Origin of the sequence: Lysinibacillus sp. FSL W7-1291 (assembly GCF_038593415.1) — a bacterium.
Taxonomy (GTDB): Bacteria; Bacillota; Bacilli; order Bacillales_A; family Planococcaceae; genus Lysinibacillus; species Lysinibacillus fusiformis_D.
Window position 1 is genome coordinate 3,884,936 of the sequence record NZ_CP151994.1, and the last position, 17,440, is coordinate 3,902,375.

Below are 17,440 nucleotides of genomic sequence, written 5' to 3' on the forward strand. Positions count from 1 at the left end.
CGTTTCCTACTTTATATGTACGAAGCTATTGTCCAATCGTTTCAGGAAACCATTGATTCCTTCCATAAAAAATCTGCCTAACCCAACACGGAAAAAAGTAAGCTTGACCACAACTCTTTAAAGACTTGTAGCTTACCCGTGAAAAGCAAGCAGATCCTTTTCAATTTATTTAACGACTAATCGACTAGCTCATAGCCACAAGCCAAAATGGCACATTCAGCTAAAACGATTAATGAATCAATATAAATTTCATTTAATTTCAAATCCCTATTAACAATAGATAGCTCTGTACAGCCTAAGACAATGCGGTCACAATTTAATGCTAGCATCGCCTCTTCTATTGGTTGCCAATCCTCCAACGTAACATCCTTGCCAGCCTTGACATAATTATAAATGATGGTCATCACATAGGCTCTCATCTCATTATCTGGAACAACTGGTGTAATGCCATATTCCTCTAAGGCTTCCTGGTACATACGTGATGTTAATGTTCCTGTTGTTGCCAAAATTCCAACACGCTCTGCTCCTAAATCAGCAGCACGCTTCGCCGTTTCACGAATCATATTCAATACAGGAATGGGAGAGCCCTCATCAATTTCATGATAGAACGTATGGGCTGTATTGCATGGGATTGCAATCATATTTGCCCCTACAGAAGCTAACTTTTTAGCATCCTCAATGATGACTGGAACTGGATTATCCTTTTTATTATCTAAAATAAAAGCCGTACGGTCAGGAATATTTGTATCATTATCAATGATCGTATGCAAATGCTCCTGATCCTTTTGTGCCTTCGTACGTCTTACAATCATTTCTCCAATAAACATTGTTGCAAGTGGCCCTACGCCACCGATAATACCTAAAGTTTGTTTTTTCATATATTTGACAGACCTTTGTTATTAAAATATTTCTTATATTTGCGATAAAAGCTTAAATTATCAAGCGTAACGTTCAACCAACGTTTCGCATTCATATCCTTATAACTAAAAATAGAATCTGTAGCCATCCCTTGGCGAATCAAACTTTTCGCTTCAATGACTAACTGTTCATTTTGTACGTATTTGAAAAGTACACCATTTGGTACAATGGTCCAAAGATGCTTGTTTTGCACGTATGTTAGCGACTGTTTACTACCTCGAACATAATCATCCGCCACATACTGCATGAAGTTATAGCCACTGGCTGTCACATAATAATTGGAAAGTTCATTATGTAATTCAATACTCAACAATTTATATTGACCATCACGATCATCATATTTCATATCAAATGTAGCATAGCCTTGGAATTGTATGGCTTCAAGGAACGTCTTTACATTGTCCATTAATTCCTGATGATAGGTTGTCATGATGGCTACATAACGACCAATCCCTTCTGGAGAATGCTCTTCTAAAATGGGATTACCCACCGCAAGAAGTTTTGCCTTGCCATCCTGCCCTATATAGGCATTAACAACAAGCATATTCGCATCTTCACCTGGAATATATTGTTGAATCATAAGATCATCTCGATAGGCCGATTCCTTATAAATAGCATGGAATATACTGTCCTTTTCATCCTTATCATACGCAATATATACTTTTTTCTTACCAGGAAAAATACATGTAGCATATTTTGTCATATTCATGGGCTTTATGACAATTGGATACTCAAATGGCATGTCGTAGTCCTCGTAATCATTCACCGTGCAGACATGCATGGCAGGAAATTGAAAACCATATTGTGCACAAAGCTCATACATCTTTTCACGAGTTAATAACTGCTGAGCAAGTGTGGCATCTACATAAGGAATAATGAAATCCTCTGCTAATTCCGCTTTATGTTCTATTATTTTTTTGACATAAAATTCATCACAGGCTAGTAGCAGTAATTTTTTATCAACGAATTCCTCCGCAATAGCCTGAAGTGCCGTAACAAATCGTTCGTCTATATGAAGTCTCGGTACCTCACGAAAAGTCAGTAAATCACTTTGATGAATTTTTTCCATATTCGTATGGTTTAATGCAAGTGGCTTCACACCATAGGCTTCGTAAAATGCTCTGGCCATGCCATAAGCATTCATCTCATCCCCAAGTAAAACCGGTAAAAAAGCGTGCTCAATGGCCATTCTACTCAACTCACTTCTGCTTTTTTATTAGTGTAACATACTAAAGATTTATGGCTAATTTATTTATGAATAGCTACGGCTTGCTGATCTAATTCCCGATAACTTTTGAAAAATTGATCGACATTGTATGTAACATAACCTTTTAATGGATCCATTACTACTACTTTATCCCCTAAATGCCCTGTCAAGACAACTGCATGTAAGTTCATATAGGCTTCATGTGATGTTGTCTCACCTTCAAAAATCCAGCCTCTATTTGCATTTCGTTTAGGTGACGATAAATCAAGCGTCACCCATGTTACAACAGGAACTCCCTCGCGAACAAGCTGTAAAATCTCGTCCTGTGAGGCATTACTCATATTTGACACGCGTAAATCAGCTTGTTTATCTGCAATGACTGCCTCTGCCGCCTTAACAATAGGTTCAGCAAAAACATACATACCATGAGCTTTATCACGCGGATTCCCTGCAAAAGCCTCATGTGGATTTGGCCCAAAACGTTGGTTGTTTACAGTACGTATATTTTGCTTTGGTAAATAGTTATCAGCCATTTCAAGCTTTGAAACATTCATTCCAAAATAATTTAAGACAGCTGTGAGTGATGTTATTTCACAGCCATGTGGAAGCTCTGGCTTTTGCATGACAACAGGTACATCTAATTCCTGCTCGTCTCTAGAGAAGTGTGTTTGCAATCGATAGTATGGCTTCGTTGTATCATACGTAAAATTCTCGATTGTTGTATATCCATCGTTTGTTGTACTATTTTCCAGTGTTGTTGCTGCAATGGTATATTCTCGCCCTGCCTTGAGCTTCGCGAATACGGCTTCTCCCTCTTCTGAACCAATCGCTTCCTCTACTACATCACCTGTTTGTACATCTGTTACTGTGACATAGAGATTGGGGATAGGTGCCCCGCTATTAAATTCTACCGTTAAAACAGTTAATGGATTTTTTTGTTCTGCTTCTTGCTGTGAAAATGGCTGACAGCTCGAAAGTAACATAATAATCAAAATGCCTATAAGTAAAAGGCGTTTATACCCCGTCCACAAGACAAATTCCGCTCCTATTCTAATTGGAAGAGTAATCCCTTCGCCATTCTATTTATTCAATTTGTCGTAGACTCTATTATACGATACTTTTATAATCGTTCCTATTTTATCTTATTTCAGGACATAATTTTTTGTATGGAAAGCGAAGCGGCAGGTACACAGAAACTTGCGAGTAAGCTTGAAAAAACTGGCTAACAATTATGCCTATGCATCGTGGATAGTACTTAAATCGTCGTCACTTTAGGTCGTAATGTATGCTTTAACACCTTACCTGAAGCATTGCGCGGCAGTTCTACTAAAAATGCAATTTCATACGGTACTTTATATTTGGCAAGTCTTGTTTGGCAGTAAGATAATATTGCCTTTTCATCGAGTGACTGCCCTTCCTTTAATACAATAAATGCTTTTGGCACCTCTCCATATACTTCATGTGGTAATCCTATCACTGCTGCCTCTAAAATTTCTGGCATTTGATATAGCACTTCTTCCACTTCAATCGGGTAAATATTTTCCCCTCCACGGATGATCATATCTTTTTTCCGATCTACAATATATAAATAACCTTCCTCATCAAAGCGTCCTAAATCTCCTGAATAGAGCCAGCCATCTCTTATCGTTCTAGCTGTTTCCTCTGGATTGCGCAAATAACCTTTCATTACTTGTGGCCCTTTAACACAAATTTCGCCAACCTCGCCAGCTGGTACTGACTTTCCTTCACTATCAACCACGCATACCTCCGTCTGAGCTAATGGCTTCCCAACAGAGCCAATTTTCGTTAATGCATCCCTATCTAATAAAGAGGTAGCTGCAGGTGAATTTTCGGTTTGACCATAGAGATTTTGAACCTTTACATTTGAAAATGCCTCTTTCACTTGCTTTACGAGCTCATAAGGCATTGGAGCAGCCCCGTAACATAATAAACGTAAATGATGAAAGCTATGTTCCTTAAATCCAGGCGTATTTAAAATGATGGTATACATGGATGGAACACCAAAGAAAATAGTCGCTTCAGTTGCGGCAATTTGCGCTAACGTTTTTGTTGGTGAAAATGCTTCTTCGATAACAACTGTTCCTCCTTGATAGAACATTGGCATAGCAAAGACGTGCAGGCCAGCACAATGGAATAAAGGTGTACAAATAAACATCTTGTCCTTGCTAGACATTTTCATTGAAGAAGACCAAATATCGGCAGTAGCCAAGATATTTTGATGTGTTAGCATGACGCCCTTTGGTTTACCTGTTGTCCCAGAAGTATACATGACCACTGCTGTATCATGGGCCTCTAATTGTACAAGCTTTCTTTCACATCCCTCATTTTCAAAAATGTTTCTCATTTCTTTAAATCCAATCGTATGTTGGAATGTATAGGCAACATCCTCCAATGCTTCTGCTAGCCTTTCATCATAAATGAGACCCTTTGCTTGTGAATGATTAAAAATAAAATCAACCTCAGGTGCTGCTAATTTAGTGTTAATAGGCATCACAATAAAACCTGCTAGTTGGACACCTAAATAAGCGATTAAAAACAAATCTGAATTGAGCGTATATAATGCAATCACATCATCTTTTTCAAAATCCTGTTCTTGTAGGTATGCTGCAAATCTTTCTACACGTTGATAAAAATCGCGATAGCTCAACTTTTTTCCATCATACAAGGTTGCAATTGCATTCGGTTGTTGCACAGCATAGTTTTCAAGAATATCTGTCATGTACATCGTCATTATAAACCCTCCAAAAATTCATTTTTTAATGCTGGATAGTGTCTGAAACTATGAAACTACTAAAAATTCAGAAAATTATGATTATATTTTAACAAGCAATGCGTTTCATGGCAATTTTTCTACACATTCAAAATATGAAGTAGAAGTAACGAAATATTCTTAGACGTTTTACTTTTCTATCAATTTCTATTGGGTGTATGATATTTGTACGATTATTTTTAGGAAAGGCCGGATTGACATGCTTTATGCACTTTTAGGAGATTTACATTCTAATATAGAAGATACTAAAGCTGTTCTAGCTCATATTCAACAAACAGCAGAGGAAGCAAAAATCATTGGTTTAGGTGATTTATATGAATGCACCGTCAGTAAGAAAAAAGCGCAAACCTTATCTGGCTTACCTTTACAAAAGGCAGCCATAGTAGAAAGCGAATTTGAAGAATTACTAACCTTCCCCTCTATAAGAGGTAATCAAGAGGAACGCATTACGCAGGTCACTGGCATCGAACGTTTTCAGGCTTTACCTGAGACGATAGAGATAGATGGTGCGACACTAATACACGGACATCAATTTAAATGGAGTGTAAGCTGGCAGCCAACATTCCTTCCTTTTCATAAGCCACTGTTTTTCTTTGGTCATAGTCATGAATCAGGCCTTTATCATCAGCAAAAGAAACTACCCATTCGTATTCGCTATGGCCAACCAATTGCCTTACAAAATAAACAGTATGGTGTCAATGTTGGTTCTGTTGTCGACCACCGTGAATGGTGTCTTTATGATAGCACACAGCGCACCGTAACATTTATGTGTGTCCCATCTATTGATTCGTCAATAGAAATATAAAAAAAGAGCAAGCTAATCCCAGCATTAGCTTGCTCTCAAATTTTTAGTGAATATATTGTTTTTTCCCGTTCAATAAAATTTCCTTTAAGGCCTTTAGTTTTTCAATTACAATATATGACTCTTCTGTAATTTCCTTCAGATATTTTTCAGCCTCCCTTTTATTGCCTATATTATATTCTCGTACCGCCTTTTTAGCTATATCATGGACATGAATAAATGGTTGTTCTAACTCTACATAGACACGCTCTTCACCTAGTAGCTTTTTCCCTGTACCATAATACCATTCACCAAGGCGCGACTCCTGTGGTGAGCCAACATCCTGCTCTGTCATTGTTTCAAAGCCAAGCAGTAGATTATAGATTTTCCAGCGCCATAATAAATGGTCTGTAATAGCTAATTCAATAATATCCTCCTGACTAATAATAAAATTTTTAGAAATTGTTGTTGATCGGTATCCGTCAATCATTTTACTTAACTTGTAGATAGCCGAGCCCATATCAAAAACGATGATCTTACTTTTTTGCATACTCTCCGTGATAGTATGGTTACGTTCAGAAATAGTTGTAGCAGATTGTGCTTGTACCTTTGTCGTTGTGGCAATTTCCTCAAAGCGAGCTCCTTGCTGCTGTAAACTTTTATTTATCTCTGCAAGCGTCTGTGAAATATGTAAGGTATCCGTGACGCCTTGATGTAAATCCTGTGAAAATTGAGTTGTTAGTGAACTAATATTATGCGTAATATGTAGTAGCTCCTGTATATCTGTATGTATAGATTTGACAGATGTACTTGTATCATCAGCAAGCTTTCGAACTTCCTCCGCAACAACTGCAAAGCCTTTACCCGCTTCTCCAGCACGAGCCGCCTCAATAGAAGCATTTAAAGCCAATAAATTTGTTTGATCTGCAATTCGCTTAATTAATTCCATCAGCTTCGCTACACTATTGACACGTTCCACTAAACGCTTTATATCCTCCTGCATGGATTTATGACCTTCATCGGTTGTTTGTAAAATGGATGATACTTGTTGTAACGATTCTAAATCCTGATTTAATTTTTTAAAGGCATGCTTTGTTTGGGCTGAAATATCACCAACAGATGCGGCGATTTCTTCAATACTCTCATCTAGCTCGTGCATCAATCGATCTGCTGCAACAATCTCCTGTTGCTGAATATCTTGAAATTCAATCAATTCCTTAATCGTATCTAACTGGGTATTATAAGTAATAATTTCACCTAAACCATTTACAACAGAGCCAGCCTGAATTTCAATATAGGTTTCTAAAATGATCTGTTGGTCGATCGTTACTAGACTATCATAAGACAATAGGACATCCAGCATTTTTTCTTGATCGCGTGATAGCTCTTTGACAATCAGCGGTATGATTAATTGGTTAATGAGCGTATAGGCAGAAATCATCCAGTTCGGCAGTACACCGATTCGGGCATGTACATAAGCGATTTTACGTCGTTTAAATACATAATCTAAATCTAATTCATCATCAAATAGGCTTATAAAATGTGAATCAAAAAGCCCTTTTAAACGCTCTACTGATGAATGCGTATTGATAACTTGGTTAAATTCTGGAATTTCCAATAAACGATCATAAAAATTGTCGAGTATTTGTTGGCGATTATTTTCATAGATTTTGCGTAAAAATCCAACAGATTCTCTTCTAATTCTAGATAAAGCAAGAAAATCTAGCTTTTCTTTAAAGCGTTCATTAGCCTCAATATCTGAATTTTTCGCAGCTGAGAAATAATCATAATTTTGATTTATTTTCTTCCTTTTGAACATTGTTACCACTCCTTTTGTAATAAAGTAAATAAAAATTACCAATATTTTAAAACGAATTATAGATCTTTCTTCATTACCTTCAACTAATAAAACATATATATTTTACCAACAACACTAATACAAAAATAGATTTTCAAAAAATTCTTTACACCGTCTTATTCTTTTGTCCACTTTATTGACAATTTCTCATTTTCCCTGTTAAACACTATTTTTACACAGAAAAAACGCTAAAATCATGTCTGACTTTAGCGTTTCACATAAAGTGTTAGCATTCGCAATCACAATTTTGTAAGCTATCCAGTAACTTTTCCATAACTTCTAGTTGCTCACAAAGTGTTTGAATCATACAACGTAAAATAGGGATTAATTCTTGGCAAATACAGAATCTCAGCACATTTTGTGCCAGACGGATACCACCCTGATGATGGACAATCATTTCTCGTAGATAATTGATATTAATGCTATTCGATACTGGTGGTGCACACATTGCATTGAACATAGCTTCTGTAATTTCTTTATAAGCACACATATACTCGTATAATTCATACTCTGAATTTTGCACGACACAACATCGATTTTGTATCGCTTCAAGACTCTCAACCATTTCTGTGTGAGTTCGAATAATTTCTAATGCAAGATTTTGTACAGGGATATTCGTTGTATAGCGTAAAACGTTTTCGGACATTTGAATTGCTGCAACTTGATGAGGGATAATTTGCTTAATAAAATTTTCAGAAATACTACAAGTAATCGTTACATAGGTCATGCCCTGCATCATTTTTTTGAGGATTCGCTGATATTCCTCTAAATATGCCTTTGTTACATTACTGAGTTCAATTGGTTTAGCCATAAGACACACTCCTTTCAGAGTAATGTATGCCCGCTAGGTTGTTGTGCGATAGACAATTGTACCAATGACTCCATATTTACAGCCTCATTCATCGTAAAAATTATCCTTGTTCTTTCCTATATGTATCTAAGCATATTGGACAAATACATGTCCTTTGCTCCGTTTGCACTGCATTTAATAGCTTTTCTGGAAAGTGCACCGTCATACACCAGCACCCTTTTTCACCTTTTGCTACTCCACAATGATTTTCTCCCCCACATAATGGACAGCTCTCTTCTCCAGTTGACATGTTCCTGCACCTCCTTTACCTACCATTGTAAAATAAAAAAAGGAAGAGCATTCAATACTTACTCCTCCCACTACGCTTATTGTTGGTGCTTGTGTATATCTTGCTTTACTTCTTCTATATCTGTGTCACTATAAATGGCCGTTCCCTGCCCTCCACTTTTAGCTAACAATGCCTTTACCTCATTATAGGATAATCCTGCATCTGCATTTTTTTGCTTTACTTCATTAATATTCGTGCCCGCAGATGTAAAATGGGCTTCTTTTTCATGATTCATAGCGTTTTACCTCCTACAATTCATCTGGCTGCATTTCAATTAATTCATCGCCTTCTCTTTTTACTCGTTTATTGAGCTCCTCTACTGGAATGGCGTCGACAGTTTGCATATCTTCATGCAAATCGAAAAGACTAATTGTATCTGATTCAACCATGTCAGGTTTGTCCTTGCTATTTAAATTCATAAACATTTTCTTTTCATGTGGTACTTTACTCATGTCCATTTCTGTCACACTCCTTTCTCTATAATGTGTGTAAAGCTGGACAGATTATGTGTCACTCCCTTTTGCACCTTTATCCATTCGATGATATTCAGCTATTTGAATCACTCGTACATGCTTTGTGTGCAATTCAAGGTAGATGCCCCTACTATCCGTAAAGGAGATATATTGATCGCGTTCACTTTTCACTAATTTCTCTGCTTCTTGTTGTGATTCAATATCAAATCTTTTGAAGCATATAGTAAAATCATAAACCTTTGCAGAGGAGGGAATAATGATTGATTCATACAGTTAAAGCTGGAGAAACACTGACTCAAATTGCTCAGGACTATCGTACTCCGTTGGCATCCATTATTGCTGCTAACCCAGGAATCCAGCCTGATCATCTTTTTATTGGTCAACAAATTGTCATCCCGGGCTTGCCAAATCCCGATACAATTCCTTACCGTATCGAAATATCTACCAATAATCGCTGGCTACGTTTATATAGAAATAATATCCTTCAAAAACAATACCCTATCGCAGTCGGACGCATGCTTCATGAAACACCAGTAGGCAGTTTTATTATCATCAATAAAGCTCCAAACCCTGGTGGTCCTTTTGGAACGATGTGGATGAGTCTCTCTAAAGAACATTATGGAATTCATGGCACAAATGATCCTAGCTCTATTGGGCATGCTGTTTCACATGGTTGTATACGAATGCAAAATCAAGATGTTGAAGAGCTTGCCAGCATCGTCCCTATTGGTACAGAAGTAGTGATTCATCCCTAACGAAAGAGACTATCTATAGTTGTAAACCAAAATAGATAGCCTCTTGTTATGTTTAATCCTGTTCGCTTGTCTGGGCAAATTGCATATCACCTTTTTTTGAGGGATAAAGTGCATCATGAATAAATTGAGCATGATTTCTAACCAATCCCTATGTATATGCCACAAAATTAGACAATGATTTACCCCATTTCGTGAAATACAATTAGTAGCATTATTGTTTTCGTATAGGATGAAATGCTAAAAGCTATACTACCTATAGTTAAAGGAGAGCTATAGGAGGGAATACGTTGTCCACAAGTAAACAGTTATTATCCATATTTGCCTTAGGAGGCATTAATGAAATTGGAAAAAATATGTATGTAGTACAATATGCAGATGACATCATCATTATTGATTGCGGAGCAAAATTTCCAGATGAAACCTTACTTGGTATTGATTTAATTATTCCTGATATTACTTATTTACTGGAAAATAAAGAAAAAGTGAAGGCTCTAATTGTTACGCATGGTCATGAAGATCACATCGGTGGTATCCCCTATTTATTAAAAAAATTGAATGTGCCTGTGTATGCTACTCGTTTTACTCTAGGGCTTATCGAATTAAAGCTCAAAGAACATAAGCTGTTAAGAGAAACCGATTTAATTGAAATTCACGCTGACTCCGCTCTACATTTAGGACAAATGGATATTAGTTTCTTTAGAACTAATCATAGTATACCTGATTGTTTAGGAATCGTAATGGGCACTCCTGAAGGGAACGTAGTCCATACTGGCGATTTTAAATTTGATTTAACACCCGTTAATAATCAATTTGCCGATATTCATAAAATGGCTGAAATTGGTTCAAAAGGAGTGCTCGTTCTTATCTCGGAAAGTACGAATGCAGAGAGGCCAGGTTTGACACCTTCTGAACAGCTTGTTGGTCACCATATTGAGGATGCTTTTTTACATGCTGAACGGAAAGTAATCATTTCGACCTTTGCTTCAAACGTTAATCGTATCCAACAAATCGTACATGCAGCTATTGCTACCAATAGAAAGTTAGCTTTATTGGGACGCAGCATGGTCAATGTTGTTGATGTAGCGATAGAACGGGGCTATTTATTTGTTCCAGAAGATATGTTAATTGATGCACGAGAAGTGAAATACCTTCCACCAGAGGAGGTCGTGGTACTTTGCACAGGTAGCCAAGGCGAGCCACTAGCTGCGCTTGCCCGTTTAGCAAATGGCAACCATCGTGAAGTGAAAATTCTACCAGATGATACGGTTATTTTAGCGGCCTCCCCAATTCCAGGCAATGAGAAGGGTGTATCGCGGATTGTGGATAATTTGTTTCAGCTTGGTGCAAAAGTTATTTATGGATCTTCCAGCCATACAGGCATGCATGTTTCAGGACATGGTCATCAAGAAGATCTGAAGCTTATGCTAACATTTATGAAGCCACAATTTTTCATACCTATTCATGGTGAATTCCGCATGCTACACCAGCATCGCTTATTAGCAGAAGCGGTTGGTGTCCAAAAAGGGAATACCTTTATTATGAAAAACGGCGATGTCGTTGATATTGAAAACTCGAAGGCACGACAAACTCGTAAAATTCCAGCAGGTGATACGTATGTTGATGGAATCGGCATAGGTGAAGTTGAAGGCATTGTCCTTCGTGATCGCAAGCAGCTTTCAGAAGACGGAATGCTTGTCATCGTCCTAACACTCAATAAAGTAGATGGTGCTTTTATTTCAGAACCTGATACCATATCCCGTGGTTTTGTTTATGCGAAGGATTTCGAGGAGCTGTTGAATAAGGTCAATGTGCTTACCAAAGAAATCGTTGTAGAACTACAAGAAGAAAACAGACAGCAAATCCATGTTCTACGACGTGAAATCAAAAGAGCAGTAGGACAATATTTATTTAACCAAACTAAACGAAAGCCTATGGTTTTACCAATTATTATTGAAATATAACTGATCGGTGCAAGGATTGAACAATCCATCTTGCACCGATTTCTGTTTTGTTCAATCACTTAACACTAAAAGGATCATTCAAAAAATCACCATTAAAAAATATATGTAACATATCAATATATTGCCGTTGGAGCTGTTCAAAGCCATAATGTATGTCATTTGAATGCTGTTTTACTTGCTTTGAAATATCATTAAAATACTGTGGGAGTCCCTCTATCGCCGTTACTAAAGAATCTTTATTAACTAATAAATATTGGATAGCGTTTAATAGCTGTGCTATGTGAAGCTGAATAGCAATCGGTGGTAATTCAATCATTAAATGATAGACATTACACACGTCATTATTTACTTGATACCATTTTAAAAAGTGCAATAAATAATCACTGACAATTATCGATTCATTAGGGATGATGGCAATAATATCCTGACCAATACATACAGCCTTTTTACACTGATAAATTGAGGATTCTTTCAAATTGATTTTGTTAAGAAGGATACTTTTAGCAGGCACTTGTGACATAGTCAGCGAATCCATTGTATGATCAACTCTCGGTACTTGACTAAAATCATCTTCTATTATTAATTTCATTAGCGTTTTTTCGGTTATGAAAGGAGTGCCTTCTCTCGCAAAACTTGTATCATTCATCATGCTATTACCCATTTGGATTTTTGCTACTTCTTCTATAAAAAACTGCTTCACCATGTTTGATCCTCCAATCCCCTGTCCCATTTTATACCCTTAAAGCAACCTTCACTAACGCCTTTTACCTAGTAACTTATTTAGGCTATTTGTCTAATAAAAGATTTCTCATTAAACATTGTACCATTTTAACGGTACATTTTCTCTATTATACCACTATAATAGTATAGTCATTTCCACTATTTTTCACTAGCTTTTAACATAGAGGTGAATCATATGTCAGATTTTTTAAAGCTAGTAGGTGAACAACTCCGTATTATTAGATTATCCAAAGGGCTAAGCCAAGAAGAAGTGGCTGAAAGAACAGGGAAGTTAGGTTTCAGTAAAGGACGCGTTTCCAATATCGAACATGGACAATCTAATATTACCCTTAGTACATTGGAAACAATTATGAAGGCATTGGATATTACCCCTGAGGAGCTTTTTAATTTTCAAAAATTATCTGGCGTTACTGATATTGAGGAAAAGAACCTCATGCTAGACATTCATCGATCATTATTAAGAGAACGTAACTTAGACGAGGTAAAATACGTAGTTCGTATTACGAAGGATTTTTTAGATACGATTGATTCCCAATCGAAGAAAAACAGCTCCAATGGTCAATGACACATCGGAGCTGCTTCTTTTCAATAATAGCTACATACCAAACTTTTGACGATAGCCACATTTTCTGCATAGTTCCTCAACAGCCTCTCTTCGTGAGAAGCCATCTACAATCTTATTGGCACGTTCTCCCTCCACAATTTCTGAGAAGGATTTCTCATGAACATTTCCTAAATTAATGACACCTTCACCATCTAAGCAGCAAGGTACAACTGTTCCATCCACAAGAATAGCTGCTTGACTACGCAATGCATGACAAAAACCTTTACCCTCGTCCTCTTGTTCAAGCAAGCTCGGCCATTTAAATTCATGATCCTGATTCAAATAAACATGAGGAGCAATTTTTACCCCTTTACCAGGCTCTACTCTTTCTTCAATGTGATAATCAAGATTATACTCGTTTTCTAATATTTCTAATGTCTCACGATTTCGACGTGCTGCAACATCCGAAACATGATCCTGTTGTAAATTCCATAAACGATAGGAAATGATGGTCTTATATTCTCTAGCATCCCGCACAAAATCCAAAATATCCCCCAAATACTTTTCACGGTTTTCAGAACCTTCATGCCCATCAAAACTATGCAATGAGAAATTAATTTGACGTAATGCCGGTTTTCCTAATATTTTTTCCCGATTCTTTTTGATAAGTGTCCCATTTGTTGTGATATTGACTTTAAATCCCTTTGCATGGGCGGCATCTAATAGCTGGTCGATCCTTGGGTGTAAAAGTGGCTCTCCTTTGACATGCAAATAAATATATTTGGTATGTGGGCGAATTTCGTCTAATATTTTATTAAATTGTTCGACTTTTATAAGTCCTTTTGCACGAGCTGTAGGAGGACAAAAACTACATGCTAAATTACAAACACTCGTTATTTCTATATAAACCTTTTTAAATGTTCTCAACGTTGCTTCTCCGTTCCCATTCACTAAATAATCAAATCTCATTCATTTTAACAAATTTATTGGATAGATAGCAAAAATCGTTGAGTTTACCTCTGGACACTCCTACCTTTTCTCTAGATAACATGGCTACACGTACAAGTGGGTTTACGAAGCGCTAATATGTTAATAGTATATTAAACGAAAGGAGGAGAAATAATGTCTGGTTTTAGTTCTAAAAATTTTTTTGGACCTGACGAACCTGAGCGGGAATCCTCTAATAAGCAAGGGAAAAATCATATAACTATTAATTTTACATTCAATATAGGAAATACAGACTTTCACTTTGAACAGCGAGCAGAAGGTGGAGGTCAAATCAATCATGATGTAGGTACAAATGCCAACCAAGGTGGACAAAATGCTAGTAACGGTAGTCATACACGCAATGTTCATTCTCAATTTGCTGATGGAAATGGCAGAAGTGGTATAGCTGGTAATCATAATGACGAGGCAGGTGGCCAGCAAGGAATAAAAGTACGGGATAGCTTAGTAATTGATAGCGATATCCATTCATCTTCAAATCATAGTGAAAGTAATGAAGAGGACATGGATGTGTTAACTGAAGATAGTGAGCAGTAGGATCTAAAAAACTTCTATCTGTTTGAGCAAGCTGTCAACAGATAGAAGTTTTTATTAGACATTACGTTTATAATTTTTTGTACCATCATATGAATAGAGCATTGGCTTATTATCCACGTATGTTTCTAAATGTACCGGGCGACCCCATAGTTGATAAATATAAGGTAATACATTTTCTAAATACTGCGGATCTAACTCCATCCCTTCGTAACCATGTACTAAGTAGAGCTCACCATTACGTAAATAATCGCCATTTTTCACCACAATATATGGGAAGCCGCCGTTTACACGCATCGATACAAGCTGATCTCGTACCATCTCATGATCTTTATCAGTGATACGATATTCATTCCCTTTCTTTTGGAACAAATATAAATCTTCTCGCTTTGCCAAATCTTTGGTTAGGTAGTTTCGAATAAAGGAAATATCTGATTCTATCTCTCTTACCTCAAAGATTTTTTCACGTCCGGTGTTTGGCTGCACGCCTAACCGCTTCATTTCCTCTGTAGGGTTATTATAGCGATTTTCAATATCCTCAAAAATCTTTATCCCAAGGTAATATGGATTAATTGATGTTTTGGACGGCTGGACAACCCCTGCATTTAACTTGGCGAATTCGATTGTCTCAGCGGTTGTTAATTTTAATTCTCGCATGATTCGTTGATGCCAGAAGGAAGCCCATCCCTCATTCATTATTTTCGTTTCCAATTGTGGCCAAAAATAAAGCATTTCCTCTCGCATCATTGTTAATATATCTCGTTGCCAGTCTTCCAACTCACGGCTATACTCCTCTAGGAATAACAGGATATCCTTTTCTGGCTTTGGTGGAAATTGCTTTAATCTTCGTCTAATAGGTTTATACACTTTTTCTTTTTCTTCGATGCTCCACAAATCATCGTATGGTGATTTTGCTGGTGTTTTTTCATCTTCAAGCTCCTCATCCTCACTCCAAGATAGCTTAGGACGTATAATGGAGGGATCAATATGCTCTTGAATAGCTAACACTGCATCTAAAAACTGCTCAACCTCATCCTTGCCATATTCTCTTTCATAGCCAGCTATTCGTTCAGCCGTTGCCGTCATGCTCTCTACCATGTCTTTTCTAGTGTTGGAAAAACGCACATTATTTTTAAAGAAATCACAGTGTGCTAATACGTGAGCGATAATCAATTTATTTTGAGTTAACGTATTGGTATCCAATAAAAATGCATAGCATGGATTAGAATTGATCACAAGCTCATAAATCTGACTAAGCCCTAAGTCATATTGAAGCTTCATTTTATGAAATTGTTTTCCAAAGCTCCAATGGGAAAAACGCGTAGGCATACCATAGGCGCCAAATGTATAAATAATATCTGCTGGACAAATTTCATAACGCATTGGATAGAAATCTAAGCCAAAGCTTGAGGCAATTTCGGTAATTTCATCTATTGCTCGGTGAAGCTCTTTCGTGTCCATTTTACGCCGCCTCCTTTGAACGTGGTGCTGAGCTCACTCTTCATTTTTTTTGAAAAAGCTCTTTAAGGCATCGTATACATCGCCCTTTTTTCTCAAAACATGGTATCTAAATTTGGGATCATCAATTTTCTTGTAAGTATACATAAGTGTTGAAAAACGGTTATGTTGGTTCACCTCACCATAGCCAAACATACTGGAGACATCCATTAACTCTCCCACCAGTTTCAAACACTTTTCATTATCCATTGAAATATTTTCACCATCTGAGAAATGTACAGGATAAATATTATAGCGAGAAGGATGATATTTACCTTCAATCAATTCCAGTGCCTTTTTATAAGCTGACGAACAAATAGTTCCTCCACTTTCTCCCTTTGTGAAAAATTCCTCCTCCGTGACCACCTTCGCCTCTGTATGATGGGCAATAAATTCTATTTCCACTGTTTCATACTTGGAGCGTAAAAACTTCGTCATCCAAAAGAAGAAGCTCCGTGCACAATATTTTTCAAAAGCTCCCATCGAACCACTCGTATCCATCATGGCAAGTACTACTGCTTTGGATTCGGGCTTTTCAATCTCATCCCACGTCTTGAAACGTAAATCATCATTATGGATTGGCGTAATTTCAGCTTTCCCTTTCATGGCATTGCGCTTTATTGCATTTAGAATCGTACGTTTTTTATCAACATTGCCCATTAGCCCTTTTTTTCGAATATCATTAAACTCTATTTTTTCGGTTTTAATATCTGCTTTTTCTTTTTGTTGTAAATTAGGTAACTCAAGTTCATGAAATAAGACGTTCTGAATTTCCTCAATACTGACTTCCGCTTCATAATAATCTTGGCCAGGCTTGTCACCCGCCTCTTTTCCTTTACCTTGAGCCTGATTTGCTTTACTGCCATCTCGAGCTACTACATCTCCAACACTACTATCCCCTTGTCCTTGCCCTACATGCTTAGAGTTATCATAGTTATATCGAATTTTATATTCATCAAGTGAACGAATCGGTATTTTAATAACCTCGCGACCATTAGACATCACAATACTCTCTTCACTAACTAAATCGGGTAAATTATTTTTAATCGCATCCTTCACTTTTTCCATATGGCGTTGCTGGTCCTGGTGCCCTTTACGATGGAGAGACCAATTTTCCTGAGAGATGACAAAGCGTTTATTTTCGTGTTCAGTCATTTTTATCCTCACCCATCTATCAAATTCGCTTTTTCTATACTATGCTTGTGAGCCAAATTCTTGAACTTTTTTCGTAAAATG

19 protein-coding genes are annotated in these 17,440 nt (G+C 37.0%); 5 read left to right on the forward strand and 14 right to left on the reverse strand.

Features of this window, described 5'->3' with window-relative positions; translation table 11 throughout:
• Positions 1-176: 176 nt before the first annotated feature.
• The 4 genes from NST76_RS18915 to NST76_RS18930 form a co-directional block, all read right to left on the reverse strand.
• Entirely contained in the window at positions 177-878 is a 702-nt protein-coding gene (locus NST76_RS18915; protein ID WP_342544320.1) for an amino acid racemase, read from the reverse strand.
• The gene (locus NST76_RS18920; RefSeq protein WP_342544321.1) at positions 875-2,107 is read right to left on the reverse strand and encodes an ATP-grasp domain-containing protein; all 1,233 of its coding nucleotides are present in this window, start codon (positions 2,105-2,107) and stop codon (positions 875-877) included. The genes NST76_RS18915 and NST76_RS18920 overlap by 4 nt, the downstream gene beginning before the upstream one ends.
• A 59-nt stretch (positions 2,108-2,166) precedes the next feature.
• Positions 2,167-3,156: a C39 family peptidase gene (locus tag NST76_RS18925; RefSeq protein WP_036123368.1), complete on the reverse strand. Its 990-nt coding sequence runs from the start codon at positions 3,154-3,156 to the stop codon at positions 2,167-2,169.
• Between the two features lie 224 nt (positions 3,157-3,380).
• Positions 3,381-4,877, reverse strand: a complete 1,497-nt coding sequence (locus tag NST76_RS18930) for a long-chain fatty acid--CoA ligase (RefSeq protein WP_089934608.1) — start codon at positions 4,875-4,877, stop codon at positions 3,381-3,383.
• Between the two features lie 238 nt (positions 4,878-5,115).
• Here NST76_RS18930 and NST76_RS18935 point away from each other — a divergent pair, with 238 nt between their 5' ends.
• On the forward strand, positions 5,116-5,721 hold the full coding sequence (locus NST76_RS18935; protein ID WP_058843707.1) for a metallophosphoesterase family protein: 606 nt from the start codon (positions 5,116-5,118) through the stop codon (positions 5,719-5,721).
• Positions 5,722-5,764: 43 nt separating this feature from the next.
• Here NST76_RS18935 and NST76_RS18940 read toward each other — a convergent pair whose 3' ends face one another.
• The 6 genes from NST76_RS18940 to NST76_RS18965 all read right to left on the reverse strand — a co-directional run bounded on the left by NST76_RS18940 (position 5,765) and on the right by NST76_RS18965 (position 9,338).
• Positions 5,765-7,516 carry a methyl-accepting chemotaxis protein gene (locus NST76_RS18940; protein WP_340812154.1) on the reverse strand — a complete coding sequence of 584 codons (1,752 nt, stop codon included), beginning with the start codon at positions 7,514-7,516 and terminating at the stop codon, positions 5,765-5,767.
• Positions 7,517-7,781: 265 nt separating this feature from the next.
• On the reverse strand, positions 7,782-8,366 hold the full coding sequence (locus NST76_RS18945) for a DUF305 domain-containing protein (protein WP_036123376.1): 585 nt from the start codon (positions 8,364-8,366) through the stop codon (positions 7,782-7,784).
• Between the two features lie 100 nt (positions 8,367-8,466).
• A complete protein-coding gene (locus NST76_RS18950) occupies positions 8,467-8,655 on the reverse strand; it encodes a cysteine-rich CWC family protein (protein ID WP_342544323.1) in 189 nt (62 codons plus the stop codon).
• A 76-nt stretch (positions 8,656-8,731) separates the two neighbouring features.
• Positions 8,732-8,929 carry a hypothetical protein gene (locus NST76_RS18955; protein WP_036123382.1) on the reverse strand — a complete coding sequence of 66 codons (198 nt, stop codon included), beginning with the start codon at positions 8,927-8,929 and terminating at the stop codon, positions 8,732-8,734.
• A gap of 13 nt (positions 8,930-8,942) precedes the next feature.
• Positions 8,943-9,152 (reverse strand): hypothetical protein, encoded by a 210-nt coding sequence (locus NST76_RS18960; RefSeq protein ID WP_058843711.1) that lies wholly within the window; start codon positions 9,150-9,152, stop codon positions 8,943-8,945.
• A gap of 45 nt (positions 9,153-9,197) precedes the next feature.
• The gene (locus NST76_RS18965) at positions 9,198-9,338 is read right to left on the reverse strand and encodes a hypothetical protein (protein WP_340809524.1); all 141 of its coding nucleotides are present in this window, start codon (positions 9,336-9,338) and stop codon (positions 9,198-9,200) included.
• An 89-nt stretch (positions 9,339-9,427) separates the two neighbouring features.
• Here NST76_RS18965 and NST76_RS18970 point away from each other — a divergent pair, with 89 nt between their 5' ends.
• Both NST76_RS18970 and NST76_RS18975 read left to right on the forward strand, forming a co-directional pair.
• The gene (locus NST76_RS18970) at positions 9,428-9,922 is read left to right on the forward strand and encodes a L,D-transpeptidase family protein (protein ID WP_141905447.1); all 495 of its coding nucleotides are present in this window, start codon (positions 9,428-9,430) and stop codon (positions 9,920-9,922) included.
• A 287-nt stretch (positions 9,923-10,209) separates the two neighbouring features.
• Positions 10,210-11,883 (forward strand): ribonuclease J, encoded by a 1,674-nt coding sequence (locus NST76_RS18975; protein ID WP_101966923.1) that lies wholly within the window; start codon positions 10,210-10,212, stop codon positions 11,881-11,883.
• 55 nt (positions 11,884-11,938) lie between these two features.
• On the opposite strand, the gene NST76_RS18980 is transcribed toward NST76_RS18975, so the two are convergent.
• Positions 11,939-12,586, reverse strand: coding sequence for a hypothetical protein (locus NST76_RS18980; RefSeq protein ID WP_342544325.1), 648 nt, complete (start codon positions 12,584-12,586; stop codon positions 11,939-11,941).
• A gap of 213 nt (positions 12,587-12,799) precedes the next feature.
• Between NST76_RS18980 and NST76_RS18985 the strand changes: the two genes are divergently transcribed.
• Entirely contained in the window at positions 12,800-13,189 is a 390-nt protein-coding gene (locus tag NST76_RS18985) for a helix-turn-helix transcriptional regulator (protein ID WP_004225641.1), read from the forward strand.
• Positions 13,190-13,219: 30 nt separating this feature from the next.
• Here NST76_RS18985 and NST76_RS18990 read toward each other — a convergent pair whose 3' ends face one another.
• Entirely contained in the window at positions 13,220-14,095 is an 876-nt protein-coding gene (locus NST76_RS18990; RefSeq protein WP_058844185.1) for a radical SAM/SPASM domain-containing protein, read from the reverse strand.
• 195 nt (positions 14,096-14,290) lie between these two features.
• Between NST76_RS18990 and NST76_RS18995 the strand changes: the two genes are divergently transcribed.
• The gene (locus NST76_RS18995; RefSeq protein ID WP_036123400.1) at positions 14,291-14,710 is read left to right on the forward strand and encodes a hypothetical protein; all 420 of its coding nucleotides are present in this window, start codon (positions 14,291-14,293) and stop codon (positions 14,708-14,710) included.
• A gap of 54 nt (positions 14,711-14,764) precedes the next feature.
• Here NST76_RS18995 and NST76_RS19000 read toward each other — a convergent pair whose 3' ends face one another.
• Together NST76_RS19000 and yhbH are read right to left on the reverse strand one after the other, a co-directional pair.
• Positions 14,765-16,168, reverse strand: coding sequence for a SpoVR family protein (locus NST76_RS19000; protein WP_036123402.1), 1,404 nt, complete (start codon positions 16,166-16,168; stop codon positions 14,765-14,767).
• Positions 16,169-16,201: 33 nt separating this feature from the next.
• The gene (gene yhbH / locus NST76_RS19005) at positions 16,202-17,359 is read right to left on the reverse strand and encodes a sporulation protein YhbH (RefSeq protein WP_036123405.1); all 1,158 of its coding nucleotides are present in this window, start codon (positions 17,357-17,359) and stop codon (positions 16,202-16,204) included.
• Positions 17,360-17,440 lie beyond the last annotated feature (81 nt).